The organism is Ilumatobacter sp., assembly GCF_041688325.1.
GTDB lineage: Bacteria > Actinomycetota > Acidimicrobiia > Acidimicrobiales > Ilumatobacteraceae > Ilumatobacter_A.
In genome coordinates this window covers 1-22,025 of record NZ_JBDNIJ010000303.1, presented here as the reverse complement: position 1 = coordinate 22,025, position 22,025 = coordinate 1, and the positions used below count along the sequence as shown (strand labels likewise).

General features: G+C 62.3%; 20 protein-coding genes. 15 read left to right on the top strand and 5 right to left on the bottom strand.

Annotated elements, in window-relative coordinates; all coding sequences use genetic code 11:
- The first annotated feature begins 119 nt into the window (after window positions 1–119).
- From rimP to ACH2EI_RS16165, 8 genes are all read left to right on the top strand, one after another.
- Entirely contained in the window at window positions 120–722 is a 603-nt protein-coding gene (gene rimP / locus ACH2EI_RS16200; protein ID WP_395152998.1) for a ribosome maturation factor RimP, read from the top strand.
- Between the two features lie 11 nt (window positions 723–733).
- The gene (gene nusA, locus ACH2EI_RS16195; RefSeq protein ID WP_395160779.1) at window positions 734–2,314 is read left to right on the top strand and encodes a transcription termination factor NusA; all 1,581 of its coding nucleotides are present in this window, start codon (window positions 734–736) and stop codon (window positions 2,312–2,314) included.
- On the top strand, window positions 2,271–2,585 hold the full coding sequence (locus tag ACH2EI_RS16190; RefSeq protein ID WP_395152996.1) for a YlxR family protein: 315 nt from the start codon (window positions 2,271–2,273) through the stop codon (window positions 2,583–2,585). The genes nusA and ACH2EI_RS16190 overlap by 44 nt, the downstream gene beginning before the upstream one ends.
- A 158-nt stretch (window positions 2,586–2,743) precedes the next feature.
- Entirely contained in the window at window positions 2,744–5,647 is a 2,904-nt protein-coding gene (infB, locus tag ACH2EI_RS16185; protein WP_395160777.1) for a translation initiation factor IF-2, read from the top strand.
- 125 nt (window positions 5,648–5,772) lie between these two features.
- The gene (locus tag ACH2EI_RS16180) at window positions 5,773–6,360 is read left to right on the top strand and encodes a hypothetical protein (protein ID WP_395153011.1); all 588 of its coding nucleotides are present in this window, start codon (window positions 5,773–5,775) and stop codon (window positions 6,358–6,360) included.
- A 51-nt stretch (window positions 6,361–6,411) separates the two neighbouring features.
- Window positions 6,412–6,813 carry a 30S ribosome-binding factor RbfA gene (gene rbfA, locus ACH2EI_RS16175; RefSeq protein ID WP_395152994.1) on the top strand — a complete coding sequence of 134 codons (402 nt, stop codon included), beginning with the start codon at window positions 6,412–6,414 and terminating at the stop codon, window positions 6,811–6,813.
- A 16-nt stretch (window positions 6,814–6,829) separates the two neighbouring features.
- Entirely contained in the window at window positions 6,830–7,699 is an 870-nt protein-coding gene (gene truB, locus ACH2EI_RS16170; RefSeq protein ID WP_395152993.1) for a tRNA pseudouridine(55) synthase TruB, read from the top strand.
- Window positions 7,700–7,766: 67 nt separating this feature from the next.
- Window positions 7,767–8,711: a bifunctional riboflavin kinase/FAD synthetase gene (locus ACH2EI_RS16165; RefSeq protein ID WP_395152992.1), complete on the top strand. Its 945-nt coding sequence runs from the start codon at window positions 7,767–7,769 to the stop codon at window positions 8,709–8,711.
- A 22-nt stretch (window positions 8,712–8,733) separates the two neighbouring features.
- Here the strand turns inward: ACH2EI_RS16165 and ACH2EI_RS16160 are convergent, their stop codons facing one another.
- From ACH2EI_RS16160 to ACH2EI_RS16150, 3 genes are all read right to left on the bottom strand, one after another.
- Complete coding sequence (locus ACH2EI_RS16160) at window positions 8,734–9,900, bottom strand: ABC transporter substrate-binding protein (RefSeq protein ID WP_395152991.1); 1,167 nt, start codon at window positions 9,898–9,900, stop codon at window positions 8,734–8,736.
- 183 nt (window positions 9,901–10,083) lie between these two features.
- Window positions 10,084–10,869 carry an ABC transporter permease gene (locus ACH2EI_RS16155; protein WP_395152990.1) on the bottom strand — a complete coding sequence of 262 codons (786 nt, stop codon included), beginning with the start codon at window positions 10,867–10,869 and terminating at the stop codon, window positions 10,084–10,086.
- Window positions 10,866–11,720, bottom strand: coding sequence for an ABC transporter ATP-binding protein (locus tag ACH2EI_RS16150; RefSeq protein WP_395152989.1), 855 nt, complete (start codon window positions 11,718–11,720; stop codon window positions 10,866–10,868). The genes ACH2EI_RS16155 and ACH2EI_RS16150 overlap by 4 nt, the downstream gene beginning before the upstream one ends.
- A 140-nt stretch (window positions 11,721–11,860) precedes the next feature.
- Between ACH2EI_RS16150 and rpsO the strand changes: the two genes are divergently transcribed.
- The 3 genes from rpsO (at window position 11,861) to dapB (ending at window position 16,036) form a co-directional block, all read left to right on the top strand.
- The gene (rpsO, locus tag ACH2EI_RS16145; RefSeq protein ID WP_395152988.1) at window positions 11,861–12,118 is read left to right on the top strand and encodes a 30S ribosomal protein S15; all 258 of its coding nucleotides are present in this window, start codon (window positions 11,861–11,863) and stop codon (window positions 12,116–12,118) included.
- 401 nt (window positions 12,119–12,519) lie between these two features.
- A complete protein-coding gene (locus tag ACH2EI_RS16140) occupies window positions 12,520–15,018 on the top strand; it encodes a polyribonucleotide nucleotidyltransferase (protein ID WP_395160775.1) in 2,499 nt (832 codons plus the stop codon).
- Between the two features lie 235 nt (window positions 15,019–15,253).
- Complete coding sequence (dapB, locus tag ACH2EI_RS16135) at window positions 15,254–16,036, top strand: 4-hydroxy-tetrahydrodipicolinate reductase (protein WP_395152986.1); 783 nt, start codon at window positions 15,254–15,256, stop codon at window positions 16,034–16,036.
- A gap of 79 nt (window positions 16,037–16,115) precedes the next feature.
- Here dapB and tpx read toward each other — a convergent pair whose 3' ends face one another.
- Window positions 16,116–16,610, bottom strand: coding sequence for a thiol peroxidase (tpx, locus tag ACH2EI_RS16130; protein WP_395152985.1), 495 nt, complete (start codon window positions 16,608–16,610; stop codon window positions 16,116–16,118).
- 34 nt (window positions 16,611–16,644) lie between these two features.
- Window positions 16,645–17,283 carry a hypothetical protein gene (locus ACH2EI_RS16125; RefSeq protein WP_395152984.1) on the bottom strand — a complete coding sequence of 213 codons (639 nt, stop codon included), beginning with the start codon at window positions 17,281–17,283 and terminating at the stop codon, window positions 16,645–16,647.
- 62 nt (window positions 17,284–17,345) lie between these two features.
- Here ACH2EI_RS16125 and ACH2EI_RS16120 point away from each other — a divergent pair, with 62 nt between their 5' ends.
- The 4 genes from ACH2EI_RS16120 (at window position 17,346) to ACH2EI_RS16105 (ending at window position 21,997) form a co-directional block, all read left to right on the top strand.
- Entirely contained in the window at window positions 17,346–18,971 is a 1,626-nt protein-coding gene (locus ACH2EI_RS16120; protein WP_395152983.1) for a long-chain fatty acid--CoA ligase, read from the top strand.
- 44 nt (window positions 18,972–19,015) lie between these two features.
- Complete coding sequence (locus ACH2EI_RS16115) at window positions 19,016–19,468, top strand: plastocyanin/azurin family copper-binding protein (RefSeq protein ID WP_395152982.1); 453 nt, start codon at window positions 19,016–19,018, stop codon at window positions 19,466–19,468.
- A 75-nt stretch (window positions 19,469–19,543) separates the two neighbouring features.
- Window positions 19,544–21,037: a right-handed parallel beta-helix repeat-containing protein gene (locus ACH2EI_RS16110; RefSeq protein ID WP_395152981.1), complete on the top strand. Its 1,494-nt coding sequence runs from the start codon at window positions 19,544–19,546 to the stop codon at window positions 21,035–21,037.
- A gap of 96 nt (window positions 21,038–21,133) precedes the next feature.
- Window positions 21,134–21,997 carry a DUF1996 domain-containing protein gene (locus ACH2EI_RS16105; protein WP_395152980.1) on the top strand — a complete coding sequence of 288 codons (864 nt, stop codon included), beginning with the start codon at window positions 21,134–21,136 and terminating at the stop codon, window positions 21,995–21,997.
- Window positions 21,998–22,025: the final 28 nt, after the last annotated feature.

Genomic DNA, 22,025 nt, shown 5'->3' with positions numbered 1-22,025 from the left:
TGCGGTCTTCTGCTATCATTGAGATTCGCAATTTGGTTCGTGACCAAGGCGTGGGGCTCTGCCTCACGCCTTGTTCTTTGAACGGGTACAGAACAGTTACAGAAAGGAGGCAGATCGACATGACCGAGAACAGTGAGCTCGCACGCGTCCGTGAAATCGTCGAACCGATCGCCTCCGACCTTGACCTTGACGTGTATGACATCGAACGCCGAGGTGTCACGGTTCGCGTCACGCTCGACACGCAACCCGGTTCCGACGGTGGCATCACGCTCGACAATCTGTCGCTGGCTACTCGGCTGATCTCTCGTGAGATCGACCACGAAGATCCGATCACCACACGGTTCACGCTCGAAGTGACGAGCCCGGGCCTCGAGCGGCACCTCCGCACTCCACGCCACTTCCAGCGCGAGGTCGGCAAGGACATCACGGTCCGATTCCGTGATCCCAACGCCGATCCCCGTCGGATCGAGGGGCAGCTGACTGCGGCGGACGAAACGAACGTCACGATGCTGCTCGACGACGGCACTTCATGCACGTTCACGATCGATGAGGTCGATAAAGCGCGCACAATGTTTGAGTGGGGGCCGGGTCCGAAGCCGGGCGCTCCGAAGCAACACCCAAAGAACGCCGGGAAGAAGCAAGACGGCAAAAAGCAGCCGGCCAAGAACCAGGCTGCGAAGATGAACACGACCGCTACTCAGAAGGAGACGCAGACGTCATGACCAATATGGACATGAGTGAAGCAATTGGCATGTTGGCCCAGGAGAAGGGCATCTCCGAAGAGGCGCTCCTGCACGTCCTCGTCGACGCGCTGGCCTCGGCCTACAAGCGCCGCGACGATGCCGCCGACGAAGTCGTCGTCGAAGTGAACCCCGAAACGCTGGAGTTCTCCTTCATTGCGTACGACGTTGACGAAGACGGCAACTGGGTCAACGAGCGTGACGACACGCCGCGTAAGGAAGAGATGGGCCGCATCGCCGCCATGACCTTCCGTCAGGTGATGAGCCAGCGCATCCGCGAAGTCGAATCGGACCGCAAATTCGAAGAGTACGCGAACCGCGAGGGTGACATCGTCACCGGCATCATCCAACGCACCGACGCCCGCTACACCCTTCTCGACCTGGGCCGCGCCGAAGCGCTGCTGCCGCAGGCCGAGCAGGTGCCGTTCGAGCGCCCCGCCCAGGGTGATCGCCAAAAGGCATACATCGTCGAAGTTCGCCGGACGCCGAAGGGCCCGCAGATCGTCGTCTCCCGTACGCACCCCGGCCTCATCAAGCGGCTCTTCGAACTTGAAGTTCCCGAGATCGCTGACGGCATCGTCGAGATCAAAGCCTGCGCCCGTGAACCCGGACACCGCACCAAGATCGCCGTCTGGTCGAACGACCACAACGTCGATCCCGTTGGGGCCTGCGTCGGTGCGCGTGGTGGCCGTGTTCGTATGGTCGTCAACGAGATGCGTGGCGAGAAGATCGACATCGTGCCGTTCAGTGAAGACCTCGCCGACTTTGTTGCCAAGGCACTCTCGCCGGCAAAGGTCACACAGGTCATCATCTCTGAGGACGGCACCGCTGCCGACGTGATCGTGCCCGACCACCAGCTCAGCCTTGCAATCGGTCGCGAAGGCCAGAACGCCCGTCTGTCTGCCCGCCTCACTGGCGTGCGAGTTGACATTCGCTCTGAGACGCAGCTCGCCGAAGGAATCCCAGCCGGTCACGGCCGTGACTCCGACGTGGAGTACGCCGTCGGCGAGTGGCGCCCGAACCTCGAGACCGGGGAGAACGAGTGGCACGCAGCCGACGGTTCCGTCATCTCCGAGTCTGAGTGGAACAAGAAGGCTGAAGAGGCGCAAGCCGAAGCCGAAGCCGCCGCTGCTGCTGACGCCGAAATCCCCGAAGTGCTCGAAGAGCTCAAGGCCGGCCCCTGGGCTGGCTCGGTGATGCCGATGTCTGACCCCGATCAGGTGCCCCCGGGCTTCGAGATCAAGGGCAACGAGCAGTCAGAGATGTACCACGTCCCCGGCTCGCGTTACTACGACGCGACGAAGGCCGAGCTGTGGTTCCGTAGCGTTGACGCTGCCGAAGGTGCTGGCTACACGCCGCCCGGCGGAAGCGACGACACGTCCGAGTCTGACGTCGATGCAATCGCCGACGTCGAGGAAGAGGTCGCTCCAGCACCCGTTGAAGCTGCCGAAGCCCCCGCCGAAAGAGACGAGGCACCTGCTGAAGTTGCAGAAGCTTCGGCCGACGACGCAGCAGCTCCCGCTGCAGCAGATGACGCAGCAGATGACGAAGCGACAAGTGAGGAAGACGACTGAGATTCCTGGCCCCGTCCGCAGCTGCATCGGCTGCCGCGCCAAGCGACCACAATCCGAACTTGTTCGGATCACTCGGTCGCCCAGCGGTATCACCGTCGATGGTTCGAGCAGCGGGCGAGGGGCATGGGTCTGTCGAGATCAACGAAACGGTGGTGTGGCGGGGGAGTGTCTCGACACCGCAATCACCAAGCGAGCGTTTGCTCGTGCCTGGCGCAGCGACGTCAGTAGTGACGACATCACAAACATCAAAGAACAATCCAGCCGTCCATGACACCAGCCGTCGGAAATCCGACGGTCTGACGGGTGAAACGAACACCGCGCGATGTGCATTCATTGACACATCTGTGAGGGAATGACGACTGGGAAAGGTTGAATCGAAGCGTGGCAGCAAAGAAGATAAGAATCCACGAGCTTGCCAAAGATCTCGGGATGACAAATGCGGAGGTCATTGGCCTCTGTGGAGTACTCGGTGTTGCCGCGAAGGGACCTTCGTCGTCGCTCGCAGAGGCATACGCCGACATGGTGACTCGTCGCGCTCAGCGTGATGGGTTGACGCGTGACGAGCAGCCCGAAGAGGCTAAGCCTGTCAAGAAGACTGCAGCTAAGCAGAAGGTCGCAGCCAAAAAGGCGCCGGCCAAGAAGGCGGCCGCAGTCACGACTGAATCCGTTGCCGACGACGCCGTCGACGATGTTATTGACGACGCCGTCGACGATGTCGTTGACGTCGTTGAGTCAGCGGTCGACGAGCCAGCGCTCGACGAACCAGTTGAGGCTCCAGTCGCTGACACCCCGGTCGAGGCAGTTCCAATTGCCGAGGAGCCTGCACCAGCAACTCTGGTTGCTGCGGAGCCAACGCCAACACCCCCCGTAGCTGTCGATGTACCTGCAGATGTGCCTGTTCCGGCTGCTGCTGAACCGGCGCCTGCGCCGAAGCCGGCTCCAGTTCCCCAGCCCGCTCCGGCACCGGCTCCGGCTCCGATGAGCGCCGCCGATGCAGTGGTCGCCGCCGCCGAAGGCCGCCTGCCCGTCGTTCCTTCTGCACCGCAGCCCGCACCCGCACCGCAGCCCGCACCGGCACCGCAGCCCGCACCAGAGCCGCCATCGCGCGTCATCTCGAGCGCGCGGCCCGATGCGAGTGGCCGTCCGCCTGAACAGTCAGCTACGACGGCTTCCGCCACCGACGCACCCGCATCGACGGCGCCCAAGCCCTTGTCGCCCAGCGGCAAACCGGTGCCGCCTCCTCCTGGCCGTCCGCTGTCGCCCAGCGGCAAGGTGATTCCGCCTCCTCCTGGCTCGGCTCGTCCTCAGCCTGGTTCCAACACGCGTCCCGGTGGTCGTCCGGGCGGTTACGCCCCGCGTCCCGGTGGCGCTCCCGGAGCACCTCGCCCTGGTGGCGGTCCTGGTGGCGCTCCTGGTGGCGCTCCTGGTCGTGGACCGGGTAACCGGCCCAGCGGCCAGCGCAGGCCCCCGCGTCGTACCGGCCGTCGCCGGCGTCGTCGCGATCAAGACGATCTACAGCCCCAGGCAATGCAGTACACGTCGTCAGATGTACCCGTACCCGACGGCGTCGTTGTCATCGAGCGCGGCGTCTCGGCGCAGGAGTTCGGTCCCAAGCTGAACCGTACGTCTGCGGACGTGCTCCGGTTCCTGCTTACGAACGGTGAAATGGTCACTGCGACCATGACGCTCGGCGACGAGCAGATGGAGCTCTTTGCCCTCGAAGTTGGCGCCGAGATCCTCATGGTCGAGCCTGGCCAGCAGGAAGAGCTCGAGCTGCAAGCGTTGTTCGACGATTCCGACGATGAAGAGGACATGGAGCCTCGCCCGCCGGTCATCACTGTCATGGGTCACGTTGACCACGGCAAGACCACGTTGCTCGACCGCATCCGCGGCGCCAATGTCGTCGATGGCGAAGCTGGTGGAATCACGCAGCACATCGGTGCGTACCAAGTGCACAACGAGCATGGTTCGGTCACGTTCCTCGACACCCCTGGTCACGCTGCGTTCACGCAGATGCGTGCCCGCGGTGCCGATGCAACCGACATCGTCGTGCTGATGGTTGCTGCTGACGACGGCCTGATGCCCCAGACGATTGAGGCCATCAATCACGCACGTGCCGCAGATGTGCCGATCGTCGTCGCTGTCAACAAGATCGACAAGGACAACGCCGACCCGCAGCGCGTGCTCACACAGCTCGCCGAATACGAACTCGTTCCAGAGTCGTGGGGCGGCGACACGATTGTCGTCGAGATGTCGGCCCTCCAGGGTGTCGGCGTCGACGAGCTGATCGAGCAACTTCAGGTCGTCGCCGAAATTGAAGACCTCCAGGCCAATCCCAACGGCCGCGCCAAGGGCATCGTCATCGAAGCCCAGCTCGACAAGGGACGCGGCCCTGTTGCCACGATTCTTATCGACAAGGGCACGCTCAAGATCGGCGACCCAATCGTCGCCGGTGGCGCCTGGGGCAAGGTCCGAGCCATGATCAACGACAAGGGCGAGATGATCAAGTCTGCCGGTCCGTCCACACCGGTGCAGGTCCTCGGCCTGTCCGATGTGCCTGAGGCCGGTGACGAGTTCCGCTCTGCGCCGAACACCAAGATTGCTCAGACCGTCGGCGAGGCGCGTGCGCTCCGTTTGAAGGCACGTCATCTTCGTGAAGACAGCCGGGTCAAGACCGGCACCAAGCTCGAGGATCTGTTTGCACAGATCCAGGCCGGCGAAAGGGCATCGCTGAACATCATTCTTAAGGCTGATGTCCAGGGTTCGCTCGAAGCCGTCACCGAGTCGTTGCGTCGACTCGAGCGTCCGGAAGTCGACCTGCAGTTCGTACATCGTGCTGTCGGTGGCATCACCGAGAACGACATCACGTTGGCCAATGCGACCAACGCGACGATCCTCGGCTTCAACGTCCGCCCTGACGGCAAGGCCCGCAAGTTGGCCGAGCAAGAAGAAGTGGAGATCCGTACCTACGAGATCATCTACAAGCTGCTTGAAGACATCGAGCAGGCTTTGATTGGAATGCTCGACCCCGAGTACGAAGAAGTGGTCACCGGCGAATGCGAGGTCCGCGAGATCTTCCGGGTGCCGAAGCAGGGTGCGATCGCAGGTTGCATGGTGACGTCCGGAACCATCACACGCGGCTCCAAGGTGCGTTTCCTCCGAGACGGTACGGTCATCTGGAAGGGCGCAATCGCAACACTGCGTCGCTTCAAGGACGATGTCCGCGAAGTCCGCGAGGGCTTCGAATGCGGTATCGGTCTCGACGACTTCCAGGACCTCAAGCCCGGCGACCTCATCGAGACCTTCGAAGACCGCGAAATTCCTCGTACCTGATCGGGCTGCGGTCACACTGTGCCAGGCACAGTGTGACCGATAGGGTTCTTTTCATGGCACATCCCGATGCGACCAAGCAACCGGATCTTGATTTTTTTTGGGATCCCGTTTGACCGTGGGCCTGGATCACCTCCCGTTGGGTGGTGGATGTGCAACAGCAGCGCTCGTACGAGGTCGACTGGCGATTTATCTCGCTGTGGATCCTCAACGAGGAGACCAAGCAGGAGTGGTACACGCCTGCGTACCGGGCTGGCCACTATCTCGGCCACAAGGGGCTCCGTATCGCCAATGCGATCCGACTCCAAGAAGACGGTGAGGCCGTCGGCTCGTGGTACACGGCGCTCGGAGAGGCCCTGCATCTCAACGACCGTCGCGACGAAGCGCGGGCTGATAACGAGGCGTTCCTCGAAGCCGTGCTCGACGAGGCCGGTTTCTCAGCGGCGTACCTGAGCGATGCCGACGACGAAAGCCATGACGAATACATCAGAGCAGAAACCGAGTTGGCGCTGAGCCGAGCAGGTCAGGACGTCGGCACGCCGATCCTCACCTTCCGTCCCGGTAGCGACAAGGAAGGCAGCTTTTTCGGCCCGGTCATCTCGAAAGCGCCGAAGGGCGAGGAAGCATCCGAACTCTGGGATGCCGTCGAAAAGCTCGCCACGTCAGGCGTTGCCGAACTCAAACGATCCAACCGGGACGCACCCGACTACACCTGAGTTTCAGTTGGGGTCAGACCCCATCTGAAACTGACATGAGAGGATGCCGACATGGCACAACGACGCGGCCGCAACACAGGCCAGAAATACCCGAGAAGCGCCCGCGTCGGAGAGACGCTGCGCGAGATTATCGCAGACGATCTGGTCCGACTCGACGACGAGCGGCTCGCCTTCGTCACAATCACTTCGGTCGATGTTGACCCCGAACTGAACCGCGCCATCGTCTTCTTCGACTCGCTCACCGGTGAGGAAGGCGACGATGACATCGTTGAGACGCTCGGCGAGTACCGCATCAAGCTCCAGTCGTCGATCGCTCGACAGATCAAAGCAAAGAAGACACCGATCCTCAGCTTCAGGCCGGACATGGTGATCCGATCAGCCGAGCGCATCGACACGATTCTGCGCGCCGACCGCGAGCGCGATCAATACCGCTCACCCGAAGCCACCGACTGATCGCTGCGGTACTGATATGGCTCGCAAGAAGCCGCCGACGACGCACGGCATCGTTATCGTCGACAAGCCGACGGGCGTCACCAGTCACGATGTTGTCGCCATGCTTCGGCTTCGTTTCAACGAACGCCAGGTGGGCCACGGTGGAACGCTCGATCCGAGCGCCACCGGGGTTCTCGTCGTCGCTGTCGGCAAGGCCACGAAACTTCTTCGATTTGTCGAGAAGACACGCAAGGCCTACCTCGGCGAGATTGTGTTTGGAAGCGAGACCGACACGCTTGACGCCGATGGCAAAGTGACCGCCACCTACGATATGGGTGAGGTGGTGCTCGCCGATGCCCAAGCGTTGGTCGCCGAGCATTTCACGGGTCAAATCCAACAGATTCCACCGATGGTCTCAGCGATTAAGATCGATGGAAAACGGCTCCATGAGCTGGCGCGCCAAGGGATTGAAGTCGAGCGGCCGCCGCGGCCCTGCACGATCTACTCGTTCCAGCTGTTGCCGACTGACGAACCCAACGTGTTTCTCGCAGCGGTGGAGTGCACCCCGGGCACCTACATCCGCACGCTTGCCGCAGACCTCGGCAAAATGCTCGGCGGTGGCGCCCACCTCCGCAACCTGCGCCGCACGGCTGTTGGACGATTCACGATCGGCGAGGCGGCCGGGCCCGACGACTGCGAACTGCTTCCCGTCGAAGAAGCTGTCCGCACGCTCGATCGCGTCGACATCACCGACGACCTCGCTGCGGTCGTCGCAAACGGTCGCGTGCTGCCGCACTTCGAAGGCGAAGGGCCCTGGGCGCTGTTTGATCCAGCCGGTTCGCTCATCGCCGTCTACGAGTCGTACCGAGGCGAGGCCAAGCCCGCTGTCGTGGTCCCGCAAGGATAGAGAGCGCACGGTGGCACCGTTCGCTCGAATGGTGCCTGATGGGCACCCACCGATAGCGTCGAGCCCGATGCAGACCGTCAACGATCAAACCGTTCTTGCGTTCCCTGGTGAGCGGACCGTCATCACCATTGGCGCTTACGACGGGGTGCATCTTGGCCATCAAGCAGTGATTTCTCACGTCCGACAACGTGCGCTTGAGCTCGGAGCGAGGTCGGCTGTCGTGACGTTCGATCGTCACCCCGCTTCGGTGGTGCGGCCAGAGTCTGCACCGTTACTCCTCACCGGTCCGGAACAGAAGATGGAGCTGCTTGAAGCGACCGGCGTCGACGCCGTCGTGGTCGTCCCGTTCAACGCGGACCAAGCACGGGAGTCGCCCGAGTCATTCGTGCAGCGTGTGCTCGTCGAGTGTCTCGCGACGAAAGTGGTCGTTGTCGGAGAAGACTTCCACTTCGGTCGACATCGTGACGGCAACGTCAATCTGCTGCGCAAGCTTGGCGCCGAGCACGACTTCGAGGTCGAGCCGCTCGGGCTTTTGCCGCGTGTCGACGGTGTCGACGAGCCGGTCAGCAGCACCGCAATCCGTCGTGCGCTCGCCGGCGGCGATGTCACCCGCGCGAACGAGATGCTCGGGCATACGTTCGAAGCACGTGGATTGGTCGTCACCGGTGATCAGCGCGGCCGGCTGCTCGGATTCCCGACGGCGAACGTCGAAGTCTCGAACTCGATCTCGCTGCCAGCTGATGGCGTGTATGCCGGCTGGTACGAACGTGCATCGGGTGAGTCCCATGCCTGCGCTATCAACCTCGGCCGCCGCCCGACGTTCTATGAACATGCCGACAGCTCACTCCTTGAAGCTCACCTTCTCGACTTTGAAGGCGACCTGTACGGCGAACGAGCACGAGTCCGTTTCACTCATTTCTTGAGAAGCGAGCGAAAGTTCGACGGGATCGAGTCGTTGAAAGAACAGCTCGACCTCGATATCTCCCACGCTCGAGGCCTGCTCAGCAACTAGGGCGCAGCCGAGCAGCGACGTTTCAGCTGGGCCAGATCACCACGTCGTTGGAGTCGTAGATGCTGGAGATGATGTCGTTGTCCAGGCGTGACGCAGCATCGGGAGTCTTTTTGTCGCCAAACAGGCCGACGGCGGCATACGCATCGAGTTCGGCCTGCAGCATGGCTGCGTCGGGAATGCCGAATGCCGTGCCCTCGGGGGTTGTGTCGATGATCAGCTTGGCGTCGGTTTCCCATCGGAACACTTCACCTTCAGGGGAAAGAAAGTTCGGGTTGCCGTTGGCGTTGACCTTTTCGACCGCGATGTTGGCGGTGGCGACCGGGTCGGCGAGTGAGTCAGCGAGCCCTCGCATCGTGGCCCTCATGAAGTCTTCGGCGGCAGTGGGGTGATCGGTGACGAAGGTCCGGTTGGTGTAGATCGCACCGAACGAGCCCGGAATGTTGAAGTCGAGCGGGTCGAACGTCTGGAAGCCGATACCGGCCCGGTTGAGCCCGCCCGGCTCGTTGCTCTTGAAACCGGGGAAGCCGACGATGGTGGGAATAGCGATGTGTTGCGTCGGATCGAATCCGTCGAGCAGCACAGTTTCGAAATTGACGCCCTCCGCCAGACCAGCACCCAGCAGCATGGCTTCGATACTCGGCGGCAACTTGCCCTTCACGCCGATGGTCGAGCCGGCGAGGTCCTCGAGCTCAGCAGCCTTGCCAGCCTTGACGATGAGGGTCTCGATTGCTGTGCGTCCTTCGACAGCGGTGACAACGAAGTCAGCATCGTTCGCTACGGCGAATGCAGCCACCTCACTGAACGAACCCCCCGAGGCGAATTGCGCAGTGTCGTCGGCGACCAGCGGGTAGTTGGCAACGGAGAAGCTGGCTTTAATGTCGACGTCGAGGCACAGATCGGTGTAGTAGCCGGCTGCCTCGGCGGCGATGACCTCGACGATTGAAGCTGCTGCCGCGAAGTCGAAGCCGGTCAGGTACGTAATCGTGCCTGCGGCCTTGTTGGCTTCACATCGAGCATCCGGGAAAGGCTCGCCTGCGATGACGTCAGTGTTGGCAGCTGCATCGGTGGCGGCCACGGCGGTGTCTGCTTCGGAACCAGGAATCGATGCGCTGGTCGAGATGTCGCTGCTGCACGCGCCGAGCAGCATGAAGGTGGCGCTGGCGAGAGCGGTGAGGTGTCGCGATCGCATGTGAGTCTCCATTGAAGTGCGATGGGGGGGGTGGGTGGACAGCGTCGAAGACGGCGGGACTGACGGCGCCCTTTCGGGTGAGAGAATGCTAACGATCACGTACAGAGCGACGAGGTATCGGAACGATCTTCACTCAATCGTCGCTCCATCGACATACTCCGCCTCGGCGCTCCACAGGACTGTTTAGCGTTGGGACACGTGCCAGCGCAGGGCCGCACGTTCGATGGCAGTGATGATGCCGAGTCCGATGAGTCCGAGCGCTGCGGTGGTGACGATAGTGGCCCAGAGTGTGGGGCCGTTGTTGAATGCTGCGGCTCGTTTCCCGGCGGCGCCGAGCCCCTCGTTCGACAGCGCCGCACCTTCGCTAAAGTACGCCGCAGCGAGGCCAAGGCCCACGGCGAACCGGGCCGTCGTAAAGATGGATGGCAGAGCGGCTGGCAGTCGGAGCCGGAAGAGCACGTCGATTCGGCGGGCATCGATCGAAGCAAAGAGCTCCCGGGCCGACTGATCGGCGGACTTCATGCCACCGACGACGCCGAAGGTGAAAATCGGCAAGGACGTAAACGCAACCATGAAGACGATCGGTGCCTCGCCAAAGTTGAGCCAGGTGACGACTGAGGTGACGTACGCAACCCACGGGGTGACAAGGATCAAGACGAGGACTGGTTGTGTTGCCTCCTCGATGAATCTGGCCGACGCCATGACAGCCCCAATGCCGATTGACACGATCAGCGAGATCAACAAACCGATCACCATGTGGCGACCGGTGACCAAAGCGTTCTCGACGAAGAAGCCCGGTGTGGCCATCAGTTCAGTGCCGATCTCCGAAGGCGCAAGCAGCACAAACGGGCGGACATCGAAAATCCGAACGACGGCTTCCCAGAGGCCAGCGAACACGACCACGCCGACAAACGGGGCGATCCACCAGGCGCGCATTAGGCGCGTCGTGATCAGGTTGAGTCGGGTCACGATGGAGCTCGACCCTTACTGAGCTCGTGCCGCAGTTGCCGGGTGATCGCGAAAAACTCCGGGTCATCCTCGAGGTCGGGTTGCCGAGGACGACCGAGCGGCACGTCGATCAGTTGCGTGATCCGGCCCGGTCGACCGGACATGACAGCAACACGATCGGAGAGGAACACGGCCTCAGAGATCGAATGCGTCACGAAAACCAGCGTCGAATTGCGCTGGTCTCGGAGTTGGACCAGGAGATGGCGCATGTCGGCTCGAGTGAGTTCATCGAGAGCGGCAAACGGCTCGTCCATCAGAATGAGCGGGGCGTCGAGCGCGAAGGCGCGGACGAGGCCGACCCGCTGTTGCATCCCGCCCGACAGCTCGTGCGGATACGCCTCAATGAAGTCGCCGAGGCCGACCGACCGCAGGAGTTCGTCGACGTTGGCGGAGTTCTTGTTGCCAGCGTTGGGGTTCACGTCGAGGAGGACGCGGGCGTTGGCAGCGACCGTTCGCCAAGGCAGCAGTGCCGGCGCTTGCGGGACGAAGGCGATCTGTTTGCGCGACCGCGTTTGGGCTGGGAGATGTCCATCGATCGTGATCGAACCGCTTGTGGTGCTCTCCAAGCCGGCGATCAGACGGAGCAGCGTTGTCTTGCCGCACCCGGACGGTCCGAGCAGCGTGACTGCCTCGCCCGGTTCGATCTCGAGATCGACCGACGCGAGGGCATCGACGGGCCCGGGGCCACGTCGGCCGCGGCTCGCAAAGGTCTTGGAGACCTTCGAAATGGAAACGGCGCCGCGCACTTGGGCGAGCGTAACCGTGCTGTTTGCATCGATGTGGATTTGGCCCGTTGTGGCTCCGTCAGTCACGCCGTAGCATTGCGGAGTCCGTTCAGGCTTTGGCGTGGGCGCGATGCAGACCGGCTCACCCGAGGCGGCTGCGACCTCCACAACGGTCGGCCCGCAGCCGGCACAATGGTCAGCGTCATGCTGACACGGAAGGCAGTCTTATGCCCAACAAGGTTCAGACCATCGAAAACAATCGGATTCACGAGACCGACACCGGTTCCCCCGAGGTGCAGATCGCGCTCATGACCGAGCGCATCACCCACCTCACCGAGCATCTCAAGATGCACAAGAAAGACCACCACAGCCGTCGTGGACTCCTGATGATCGTCGGCCGTCGCCGTCGCATGCTCGACTACGTCAGGGGCATCGACGTCGAGCGCTACCGCAAGATCGTCGCTGACCTCGGCCTCCGCCGATAGTCCGCTGAGACGGGTCAGCTTTCCCTCTCGCTGCGTCAGCCGAATGACTCATTGACCCAACGTCAACGTCGTCATCGGTTTCCTTGCGAGAGAAAAACCGTGTTCCCGTCTCAGTAGCTCGGGACCAAGAACTGATTGAGTGAAGCGGCTGCTCGCCTTGGCGGGTGGCCGGTTTACGTTTTCGGGGTCCGCGTGTGGTTGGTGCCACCTTGGGTACACTTGACACCTGACCGGAACGTCCGGTCGACGGAGTTCTGGCGCTTGTTGCCGGTGGATGACTCCGAGATGTCGTGCGGAGTCTTTGATTTCAAGCCGTCGATCTCGGGTCAGAACTGGGAACCGGCTCCTTTCTTCGCACAGAAGCCACGCGGCAGGGTGTCGCGTGTTCGAAAGGAATCACTATGGCTGAAGCCATTACCGTGTCCGGACCCATTTCTGGGACCGACAAGACACTCACGTTTGAAACGGGCAGGTTTGCCCCCCAGTCGATGGGTGCCGTCGTGGCATCGATCGGTGCAACACAAGTACTGACCACTGCCAACGCAGCGAAGTCCGTACGCGAAGGCATGGACTTCTTCCCGCTCACGGTCGACGTCGAAGAGCGCGCCTACGCCGCCGGCAAGATCCCCGGATCGTTCTTCCGTCGTGAAGGCCGCCCGACCGAGGATGCAATCCTCACCTGCCGACTCACCGACCGGCCGCTGCGCCCCTCGTTCCCCGAGGGCTTCCGCCACGAGACGCAGGTTGTTACCACCGTCCTCGGCGCTGACCAGTCGAACCCGCACGACGTGCTCTCGATCAATGCAGCCTCCGCCGCCCTGATGATCTCGGGCATCCCGTTCGACGGGCCGCTCGGCACCGTCCGCCTGGCCTACAGCCAGGAAGGCGAATGGATCCCGCATCCGACCTACGAAGAGTCCGAGAACGGTACGTTCGAAATCGTTATCGCCGGTCGCGAGCTGGAAGACGGCGACGTTGCCGTGATGATGGTCGAAGCCGGTGGCTCCGAGAACGCGTTCTACTACTACGACGATGGCGCCAAAAAGGTCACCGAAGAAGTGCTCGGCGACGCCCTCCAGGCCTGCAAGGTGTGGATCAAGGAATCAATCGCACTGCAGCGTCAGCTCGTTGCCTCGGTCATCGCCACACACGGCGCGATCGAGCCCATGTCGTGGACCCCGGTCTTCGACTACACCCCGGAGATCTTCGATGCCGTCGAAAAGATCGGCGCCAAGGGCATGGCCCCCGCCGTCAAGATCGCTGCCAAGGGTGAGCGCAACGCCGCAGTCGACGCTGTTGCGGCCGACTGTGTTGCACAGCTTTGCGGTGACGATGGCGAGTTCTCCGGCCAGGCCAAGATGGTCAAGGAAGCCGTTCGCTCCCTCATGAAGAAAATGGTGCGTCGCCGCGTCCTCGACGAAGGTATTCGCATCGACGGTCGTGGACCAGCTGACCTCCGCGAGATCAGCGCCGAAGTCGGCGTGCTCGCAAGCGCGCACGGTTCCGGCCTTTTCCAGCGTGGCGAGACGCAGGTCCTGAACGTTCTGACGATGGCGATGCCGCGTATGAACCAGATGATCGACTCGCTGTCGCCAAACGACACGAAGCGTTACCTGCACCACTACAACATGCCGCCGTGGGCCAACGGCGAGACTGGCCGTGTCGGCTCGCCGAAGCGCCGCGAAATCGGCCACGGTGCTCTCGCTGCTCGCGCAGTTCTGCCGACCATCCCGAACCAGGAAGACTTCGCGTACACACTGCGCCTCGTCTCCGAGGTCATGGCCTCCAACGGCTCGACCTCCATGGGTTCTGTCTGCGCTTCCAGCCTCTCGCTGATGGACGCTGGCGTGCCGGTGCGTAGCCACGTGTCGGGTATCGCCATGGGTCTCATCTACGAAGATGGCAAGTACATCACGCTCACCGACATCCTCGGTGCCGAAGACGCCATGGGCGACATGGACTTCAAGGTCGCTGGCACCGAAGACGCCATCACGGCCCTGCAGCTCGACACCAAGATCGACGGCATCCCCGCCGACGTTCTCTCCGCCGCGCTGGCCCAGGCTCGTGTCGCTCGTCTCGAGATTCTCGAAGTGATGAACGCCTGTATCCCGGCGACCCGTGATGAAATCGCCGAGACGGCGCCGAAGATCAGCACCATCTACATCCCGATGGACAAGATCGGTGAAGTCATCGGCCCGAAGGGCAAGGTCATCAACACGATCCAGCAGGAGACCGGAGCCGACATCGCTGTCGACGACGACGGCGCCCGCGGTATCGTCACCATCGGTGCAGTTGAGGCATGGCGTATGGAGGAAGCCAAGACGGCCATCCTCAACATCGTCGATCCGCCGAAGGCTGAACTCGACAAAGAGTACGACGGTCGTGTCGTGAACATCACCAAGTTCGGTGCGTTCGTCAACATCCTCCCGGGTCGTGACGGTCTGCTGCACATCTCGAAGATGGGTGGCGGCAAGCGCATCAACTCGGTGGACGACGTCCTCGAACTCGGCCAGGTTGTCAAGGTCAAAGTCGAAGAAATTGACGACAAAGGCAAGGTCAGCCTGATGCTCTCCCAAGAACTCGACATCCCGGAGGGCGCCGCGAGCGGCTCTGACGGTGGCGGTGGAGACCGTGACAACGACCGTGGTGGCCGCGAAGAGCGTGCACCACGTCGTGAGCGCAGCGAAGAGCGTGGCAACGATCGGGGTGGCGACAAGTCCGCTCCGGCCAGCGACGTTGTCGAAGTGAGCTTCGAAGACAGCTTCGACGCCGAACTCGCCGGTGAACTCGGCGACCTCGGCCCGAAGAGCGAACGCCCGGCTGCTGACCGTGACGGTGGCAACCGTCGTGGTGGCGGCGGTGGTGGCGGTAACGGCGGCGCTCGCCGTCGTCATCGCTGATCCACTCCAGCACCTGAAAAACTGAACAACCGAAGGACGTCGTGGCCAAGTGCCGCGGCGTCCTTCGTCGTTTTCCGGTACCAACCTCCCGAAATAGAGACCATCTTGCAGCACTGGCGCGTCGTGATGGTCTCGGTTTGCGTGCGCTTGGATGAGCACCCCGAAATGGAGACCGTTGCGACGCGCTGAGTGCACGGGTCGGTCCATTTTTCGGGAGACGTGCGAGACTGCCTGCATGCGCGTTGGAGTAAGTGGAGCAGCAGGTCAGATGGGGCGGACTGTGTGTGCTGCGGTGGAGAACGACCCTGATCTGGAACTGGTCGCAGCGGTCGATCGCAACAGCGCTGGTCAGGCGATCTCGGGTATCGAGATCAGGACCGATCTGCGCGCCTTCGCCGATGCCGGGTGCGAGGTCGTTGTTGATTTCACCGTTGCCGACGCGGCCCGAACGACGCTCCCATGGCTCGCGATGCACGGCATCCACGCCGTGGTCGGCACCACCGGGTTTACTGCTGAGGACCTCGCACTCTTTGAATCGACCTTCGGAGGCGATGCGAAGGAGGTGGGAGGACCGAACTGTTTGATCGCGCCGAACTTCGCGATCTCGGCGGTCTTAATGATGCGCTTTGCCGAGATGGCTGCGCCTTGGTTCGACACTGCCGAAGTGATTGAACTGCACCACAACCGCAAGGTTGACGCTCCATCAGGCACCGCAGTGAAGACGATCGAGCGAATGGCCGCCGCACGTGACACCGATTTCAAGGAAGACCCCACAGAGATCGAGATCTATCCGGGAGCGCGCGGGGGAGTGGGCCCACGTGGCATCCGGGCCCATGCGATCCGGATGGAGGGCATGGTGGCCCATCAGGAAGTGATCCTCGGTGCGCAGGGCCAAACGATCACGATCCGCCAGGACAGCTACGACCGATCGAGTTTCATGCCCGGCGTCGTTCTTGCGTGCAAAAAGATCCGGATGCACCCGGGCTTGGTCCTCAGCCTCGACCCCTACCTCGACTGACCGCGAAAACAACGAAGGCGTGAGGTAGGTGCGCCCAAGGCGCACCAACCTCACGCCTTCGTTGAGTGAATGGGTTGGATCAGATGCTTCCCAGGGCGGCGTCGTAGTTCGGCTCCTGAGCGATTTCGCTGACCATCTCGGTGTGCTTCACGTTGCCGTCGGGGCCGATAACGACCACGGCGCGAGCGAGGATGCCTTCAAGCTTGCCGTCGACGAGAGTGACGCCGTAGTCGGCACCAAAGGTCGACTTGAAGGTCGAAGCGGTCTTGACGTTCTCGATGCCCTCGGCGCCGCAGAAGCGACCTTGAGCGAACGGGAGGTCAGCTGAGACACAGAGCACGACGGTGTTGTCGAGGCCAGCGGCGCGCTCATTGAACGTGCGAACGCTGGTTGCGCAGGTTGGTGTGTCGACGCTCGGGAAGATGTTGAGTACGACGTTCTTGCCGGCGAGGTCGCTGCTGGCGATGCTGCTGAGGTCAGCAGCAGCAAGGTCGAACGACGGTGCGGCACTGCCCACGGTGGGGAGGTCGCCGGATGTGTGGACGGGGTTGCCGCCAAGGGTTACTTCAGCCATGGCGTAGTTGTAGCAGAACAATTGGCAACTCGGGTCAGCGACGGAGGTTGCGGGCGTTCACGAGCACAACAAGACCAACGGAGGCGCCGACGGCCCACCACTGGTATCGCTGCAGCCATTCGAGGACGTCGACGAGCTGATCTTCGAACGTTCGAGCCAGCCACCACATCAGGGTGAGCCGGCCTGCAATGCCCACGGTCAGCAGGGCGAAGAGTTTTACTGGTGGCGTCTGCTTCACGCCGCTCAGTGCAGCGACGATGTTCGATCCTGCGAAAAACGGGATCAGCGCCCACTCGGCCTTCTCGAAGCCGCGGTCGAAGGCGTCGAGCGATTCCTTGGTGAGGCCGAGGTACTTGGTGAACCAGCCCATCACGTCATCCCGGTAGGCGCGGCCGACGAGATGGCAGACAACGAATGCCGCACCGACGCGCAGAAATCCGATAACGACGTAGAACGGCAGGGAAACACCGGCTGCCAACGTGAGCGCCAGGTAGCGGTTGCGCGAGGACAGCAGGAGCAGGCCCTCAGGGTTGGTGTTAACCCAGCGAGCCCAGACCGCCGACGCGATGTTCGAGCAGATCACGAGGCCGACGAACGCCGCCAAGGCCAGTGGAGCCCAAGCAGGCCGGACGTGCGGTTGCTCGTTCAATTCGAGAGTAGTCGCGTCGCTCACAGGCGCAGACGGTAGCTGTTCGAATCACAGCTGAGGGGCCGGATCCACTACGTTTTGCCGACATGCAAGGGCTCATGCAAAACGTACCGCTCACGATCAACCACATCTTCGACCGGGCTGAGACGTACCACGGCCACAAGGAGATCATTACGTCGACGGGGACAGGCCTTGAACGGACGACATATGCTGAGTTCGCTCGACGCACCAGGCAGTTGGCCGGCGCGTTGGACACACTTGGCATCTCCGCCGACGGCCGTGTTGCAACGTTTGCCTGGAACACAGCTCGTCACCTCGAGTTGTACTTCGCTGCGCCGTGCACGGGACGAGTTCTCCACACGCTCAACATCCGTCTGTTCCCCGAGCAACTGACGTACATCGTCAATCACGCCGACGATGAAGTGATTTTTGTCGACCGTTCGATTTTGGCGCTGCTCGCACCACTCCTCCCGACGTTCACGAACCTCAGGCATCTCGTGTTGATGGACGATGGAAAGGGCGATATTCCAGAGGATCTCGCAGGCCACACATTGCTCAACTACGAAGACCTCCTCGCTACCGAAGAGCCGATCGACTTCCCTGAAATCGCTGACGAACACCAAGCCGCGAGCATGTGCTACACGTCCGGCACCACGGGAAATCCGAAGGGCGTCGTCTACAGCCACCGGTCGACGTTCATGCACACCATGGGGGCGATGATGGTGGACAGCCTTGCGGCCTGTGAGTCCGATGTGATTCTGCCCGTCGTGCCGATGTTCCATGCCAACGCGTGGGGCCTCGCACACGCGGCGGTCGCCACGGGCGCATCGCTGGTCATGCCTGGCGCTGACCTTTCAGGTTCGGCGCTTGCTGATTTGATCGTTGAGCAACGAGTCACGGTTGCTGCGGGGGTGCCGACCATTTGGATGGCCGTGCTCCCTGAGCTCAAGGGTCGAGACACGTCGTCGCTTCGGTCGATTCCGTGTGGCGGCTCAGCGGTTCCGCGCTCGTTGTCAGAGGCTTACCGTGAGCAGACTGGCCTGCCGATTTTGCAGGCGTGGGGGATGACCGAGACCAGCCCGATCGCGTCGGTCTGCCATCTCGATGTCGATCAGCGGTTGCTCTCGGTCGACGAGCAAGCCGATCTGCGGACCCAGGTCGGTCGGATCTCGTTCGGCATCGAAGCGCGCGTCGTCGAGCCCGGTTCGACCATCCCCGTCACATGGGACGGCGAGCAGAGCGGCGAATTGCAATGTCGTGGCCAGTGGATTGCTTCGTCCTACTACGACGACGAGCGCTCAAAGGAGAGCTTCACAGACGACGGCTGGTTGAAGACCGGTGACGTTGCGACCGTGGACGCGCGAGGCCGAATCCGGCTCGTCGATCGCACCAAGGACCTCATCAAGTCGGGTGGCGAGTGGATCAGCTCGGTCGAGTTGGAGAACGAGATTATGTCCCACCCTGACGTCGCTGAAGCTGCCGTCGTCGGCATCGTGCATCCGAAGTGGGGCGAGGCAGCGCTCGCTTGCGTAGTGCGTACCGATGATTCCCTCACCGAAGAAGCAGTGCTCGCTCATCTCGAGGGCAAGGTTGCTAAATGGCAGATGCCCAAGGGCGTCGTCTGGATCGATGAAGTGCCGAAAACCAGCGTCGGCAAGTTCTCGAAGAAGACGTTGCGTGACGATCACGCCAACCTGTTCATGGACCAATGAGGTTGTCGAACTGTGCGCTGGCTCCTCTTCTCGGGCTGGTCGTCATGGTTGGAATCGTCGCGTGCGCGCCCGACGGCCCTGATGCCTATTCAGCGCCGATGCAAGGCGCTGTGGTGACGACTGAGCGCGTGCTGCCGTCGACAACGTTGCCGCCCGAGCCGGGCGAGGCAGTTCCACCGTCGACCACAATCGCTCCGGCCGCACCCAACGGCGAGGTCCTGCAGGTCCGATCCCTTGACAACTCGTATCGGCTCCCGGATGTCGAGGTCTCGGCAGGTACCGAAATTTGGTGGACCAACAACGGTCGCAACGACCACAACGTCCTGCCGGTCAACGATGATGACGCGTGGGGTGTCGACACCGAAGACTTCGCGCCGGGCGACGAATACCGTCACGTTTTCGACACGCCCGGCACCTACTTGTACTACTGCTCGATCCACGGCACGAAGGCTGCTGGCATGATCGGTTCCGTCACAGTTTCGGCGAGGGGCGCCTGATCTGCCAACATCTGGACAGAACGCAGGGCGATGTGGGGCCTGGCGCAAGCTCGTTCACTGACACCAAGGGGAACCATGAAACGCAAACTTGCCGTGGCGCTGGCCGCCGTGCTCACGCTTGCCGCCTGCGGAAGCAGTGGAAGCAGTGGAAGCGACGACTCAGCAGAAACGACTGACGCTGCAATCGAAACCGATGAACCGGCGGAGAACGTCGCGCCGGTTGAAACCGATGCACCGGCGGAGACTGATGCACCAGCCGCGACCGACGCACCGGGCGAGACCGATCCGCCAGCCGGCGCCGATGGCGTGCTCCGCGTGCCGGACGACTTTGGTGCAATCCAGGAGGCGGTCGATGCAGCTGCACCAGGCGACCTCGTGCTGGTCTCACCGGGCATCTACAACGAAGCGGTCAATGTCGTCACCGACGAGATCACGATCCGTGGCACCGACCGTGCTGGCGTGGTGCTCGATGGCGAGTTCGAACTTGACAACGGCATCCGCGTCCTCGGAGCGAAGGGCGTCGTCGTCGAAAACCTGACCACGCAGAACTACACCAGCAACGGTGTGTTCTTCACCTCTGCGATCGGCTATCGGGCCTCGTACGTCACGGCGATCCGCAACGGTGACTACGGCATCTATGCCTTCGACTCGATCAACGGCCAGATTGACAACTCGTACGGGTCGGGCAGCCCCGACGCTGGCTTCTACATCGGCCAGTGTTTCCCGTGTGATTCGATCATCGACAACGTGATTTCCGAGCACAACGGTCTCGGCTATTCGGGCACCAACGCCGGCGGCAACCTGGTCATCATGAACTCGACGTTCCGCAACAACCGTGCCGGCATCGTGCCGAACTCGGGCAGCTACGAACTGTGTTACCCGGAGCGCGACACCACAATCGTCAGCAACATCGTGCACTCCAACAACCAGGCCGACACGCCGGCCATCGACGTGGCGATTCTCGCTATGGGCAACGGCATCCTGGTGCCCGGCGGTATCGACAACACGATCACGAAGAACCTCGTGTTTGACCATGACAAGACGGGTATCGGCCTGGTTCCCTTCCTTGAAGAGGGCGCCAACGACGACCTACCCACGCCTGATGAGTGGGACGTCGGCTGCGCCGAACAGCGCGAAGAGCCGCCGGCGGAGGAGATCCCAGACACGCTCCTCTGGGAAGCACAGAACAACCGCGTGACACTCAACGACGTCAGTGACAGCCGTGTTGCTGACATCGCTGTCGAAGGCGTTGGCATGGCGACCGAAGAACTCGGCAACTGCTGGGGTGGAAATATCTTCAGTACCTCGGCGCCGCAGAACCTCGAGAACCTCGCACCGTGTGAGGGCGAGGGCAGCGGCGACTGGACACTCGGCGTGCTGAACGTGCTGACGTGGTTGGCCGACATCGACACCGCACCGCCGCCGGTCAACTACAAGGAAGCAGTCATCCCGGACCCGCCGGAATTGCCGAATATGCCGGACGCCGAAACTGCGCCGGTGAACCCGGCCACCAACATCGTCGTCGACATAGACCTCGATGCGATGGTCGTGCCGGCCAAGCCAGCCTGATCAACTTGACACCTGAGATCGAACCGATGGTGGGGCAGTGGTGAACATTGCTGCACCATCGGTCGACCGGACCGAGCGTTCTCTACGCTGCTCGCTGTGAAGCGATGTCGATCAGCGGTGCTCGTCGCCACACTGCTGGTGCTGGCCTCCTGTGGATCGAGTGCACAGTCCGGCGCCACTCGCGATCCGGACCCCGAGCGCCGTGGCCCTCAGGGGCGACTCGCCCAGTTCGTGGTGCAGTGCGACCTGAGCCACGTTGCGTTCGACGACCCCCTCGTGCTGCCGTGGCAGCCGGGCAAGAGCCACCTTCACCTGTTCTTCGGAAACAACGCGGTGGACTCGAACCCGGGCTACAGCGACCGGCTACTGAATGCGAACACATCGTGTGAGCAGCGTCGTGACACAGCTTCGTATTGGGCCCCGGCCCTCCTCGATCCGACTGGGCGAGCCATCGAGCCGATCAGCCTCACCGCCTACTATCGGCCGGGTCAGGGTGTTGACCACGAAGACATCGTTGCCTATCCCGAGGGGCTGATGCTGATCGGTGGCGACTCCGCATCGCAGCAGTCCCAGTCGACTGACATCGTTGCTTGGTCGTGTGGAACGGGAGCAGCGCGAGAAGATGCACCGCTCCAGTGCGGTGCCAGCTCGACGCTGCGCATGATCGTCACGTTCCCGGACTGCTGGGACGGTGAACGGCTCACCGGCTTTGGATCGTCGGCACATGCCCGGTACAGCAGTGTCGAGACCAACGGCTGCCCTGAAAGCCACCCGGTGGTGCTGCCGCAGCTGACGATCGGGATCGACTATCCGCCCGTCGATCCGGCCGACCTGTCGCTGAGTTCGGGGGGCGTCGAGACGGCACATGCCGACTTCTGGAACGTGTGGGACCAGGCGAAGCTCGAGGGCGAAGTCGCCAACTGCCTCAACCGCGATCTCGTCTGCGGCGTTTCGAGTTAGCAGTGGCCGGGTGTGTGAGCGCCGGCCG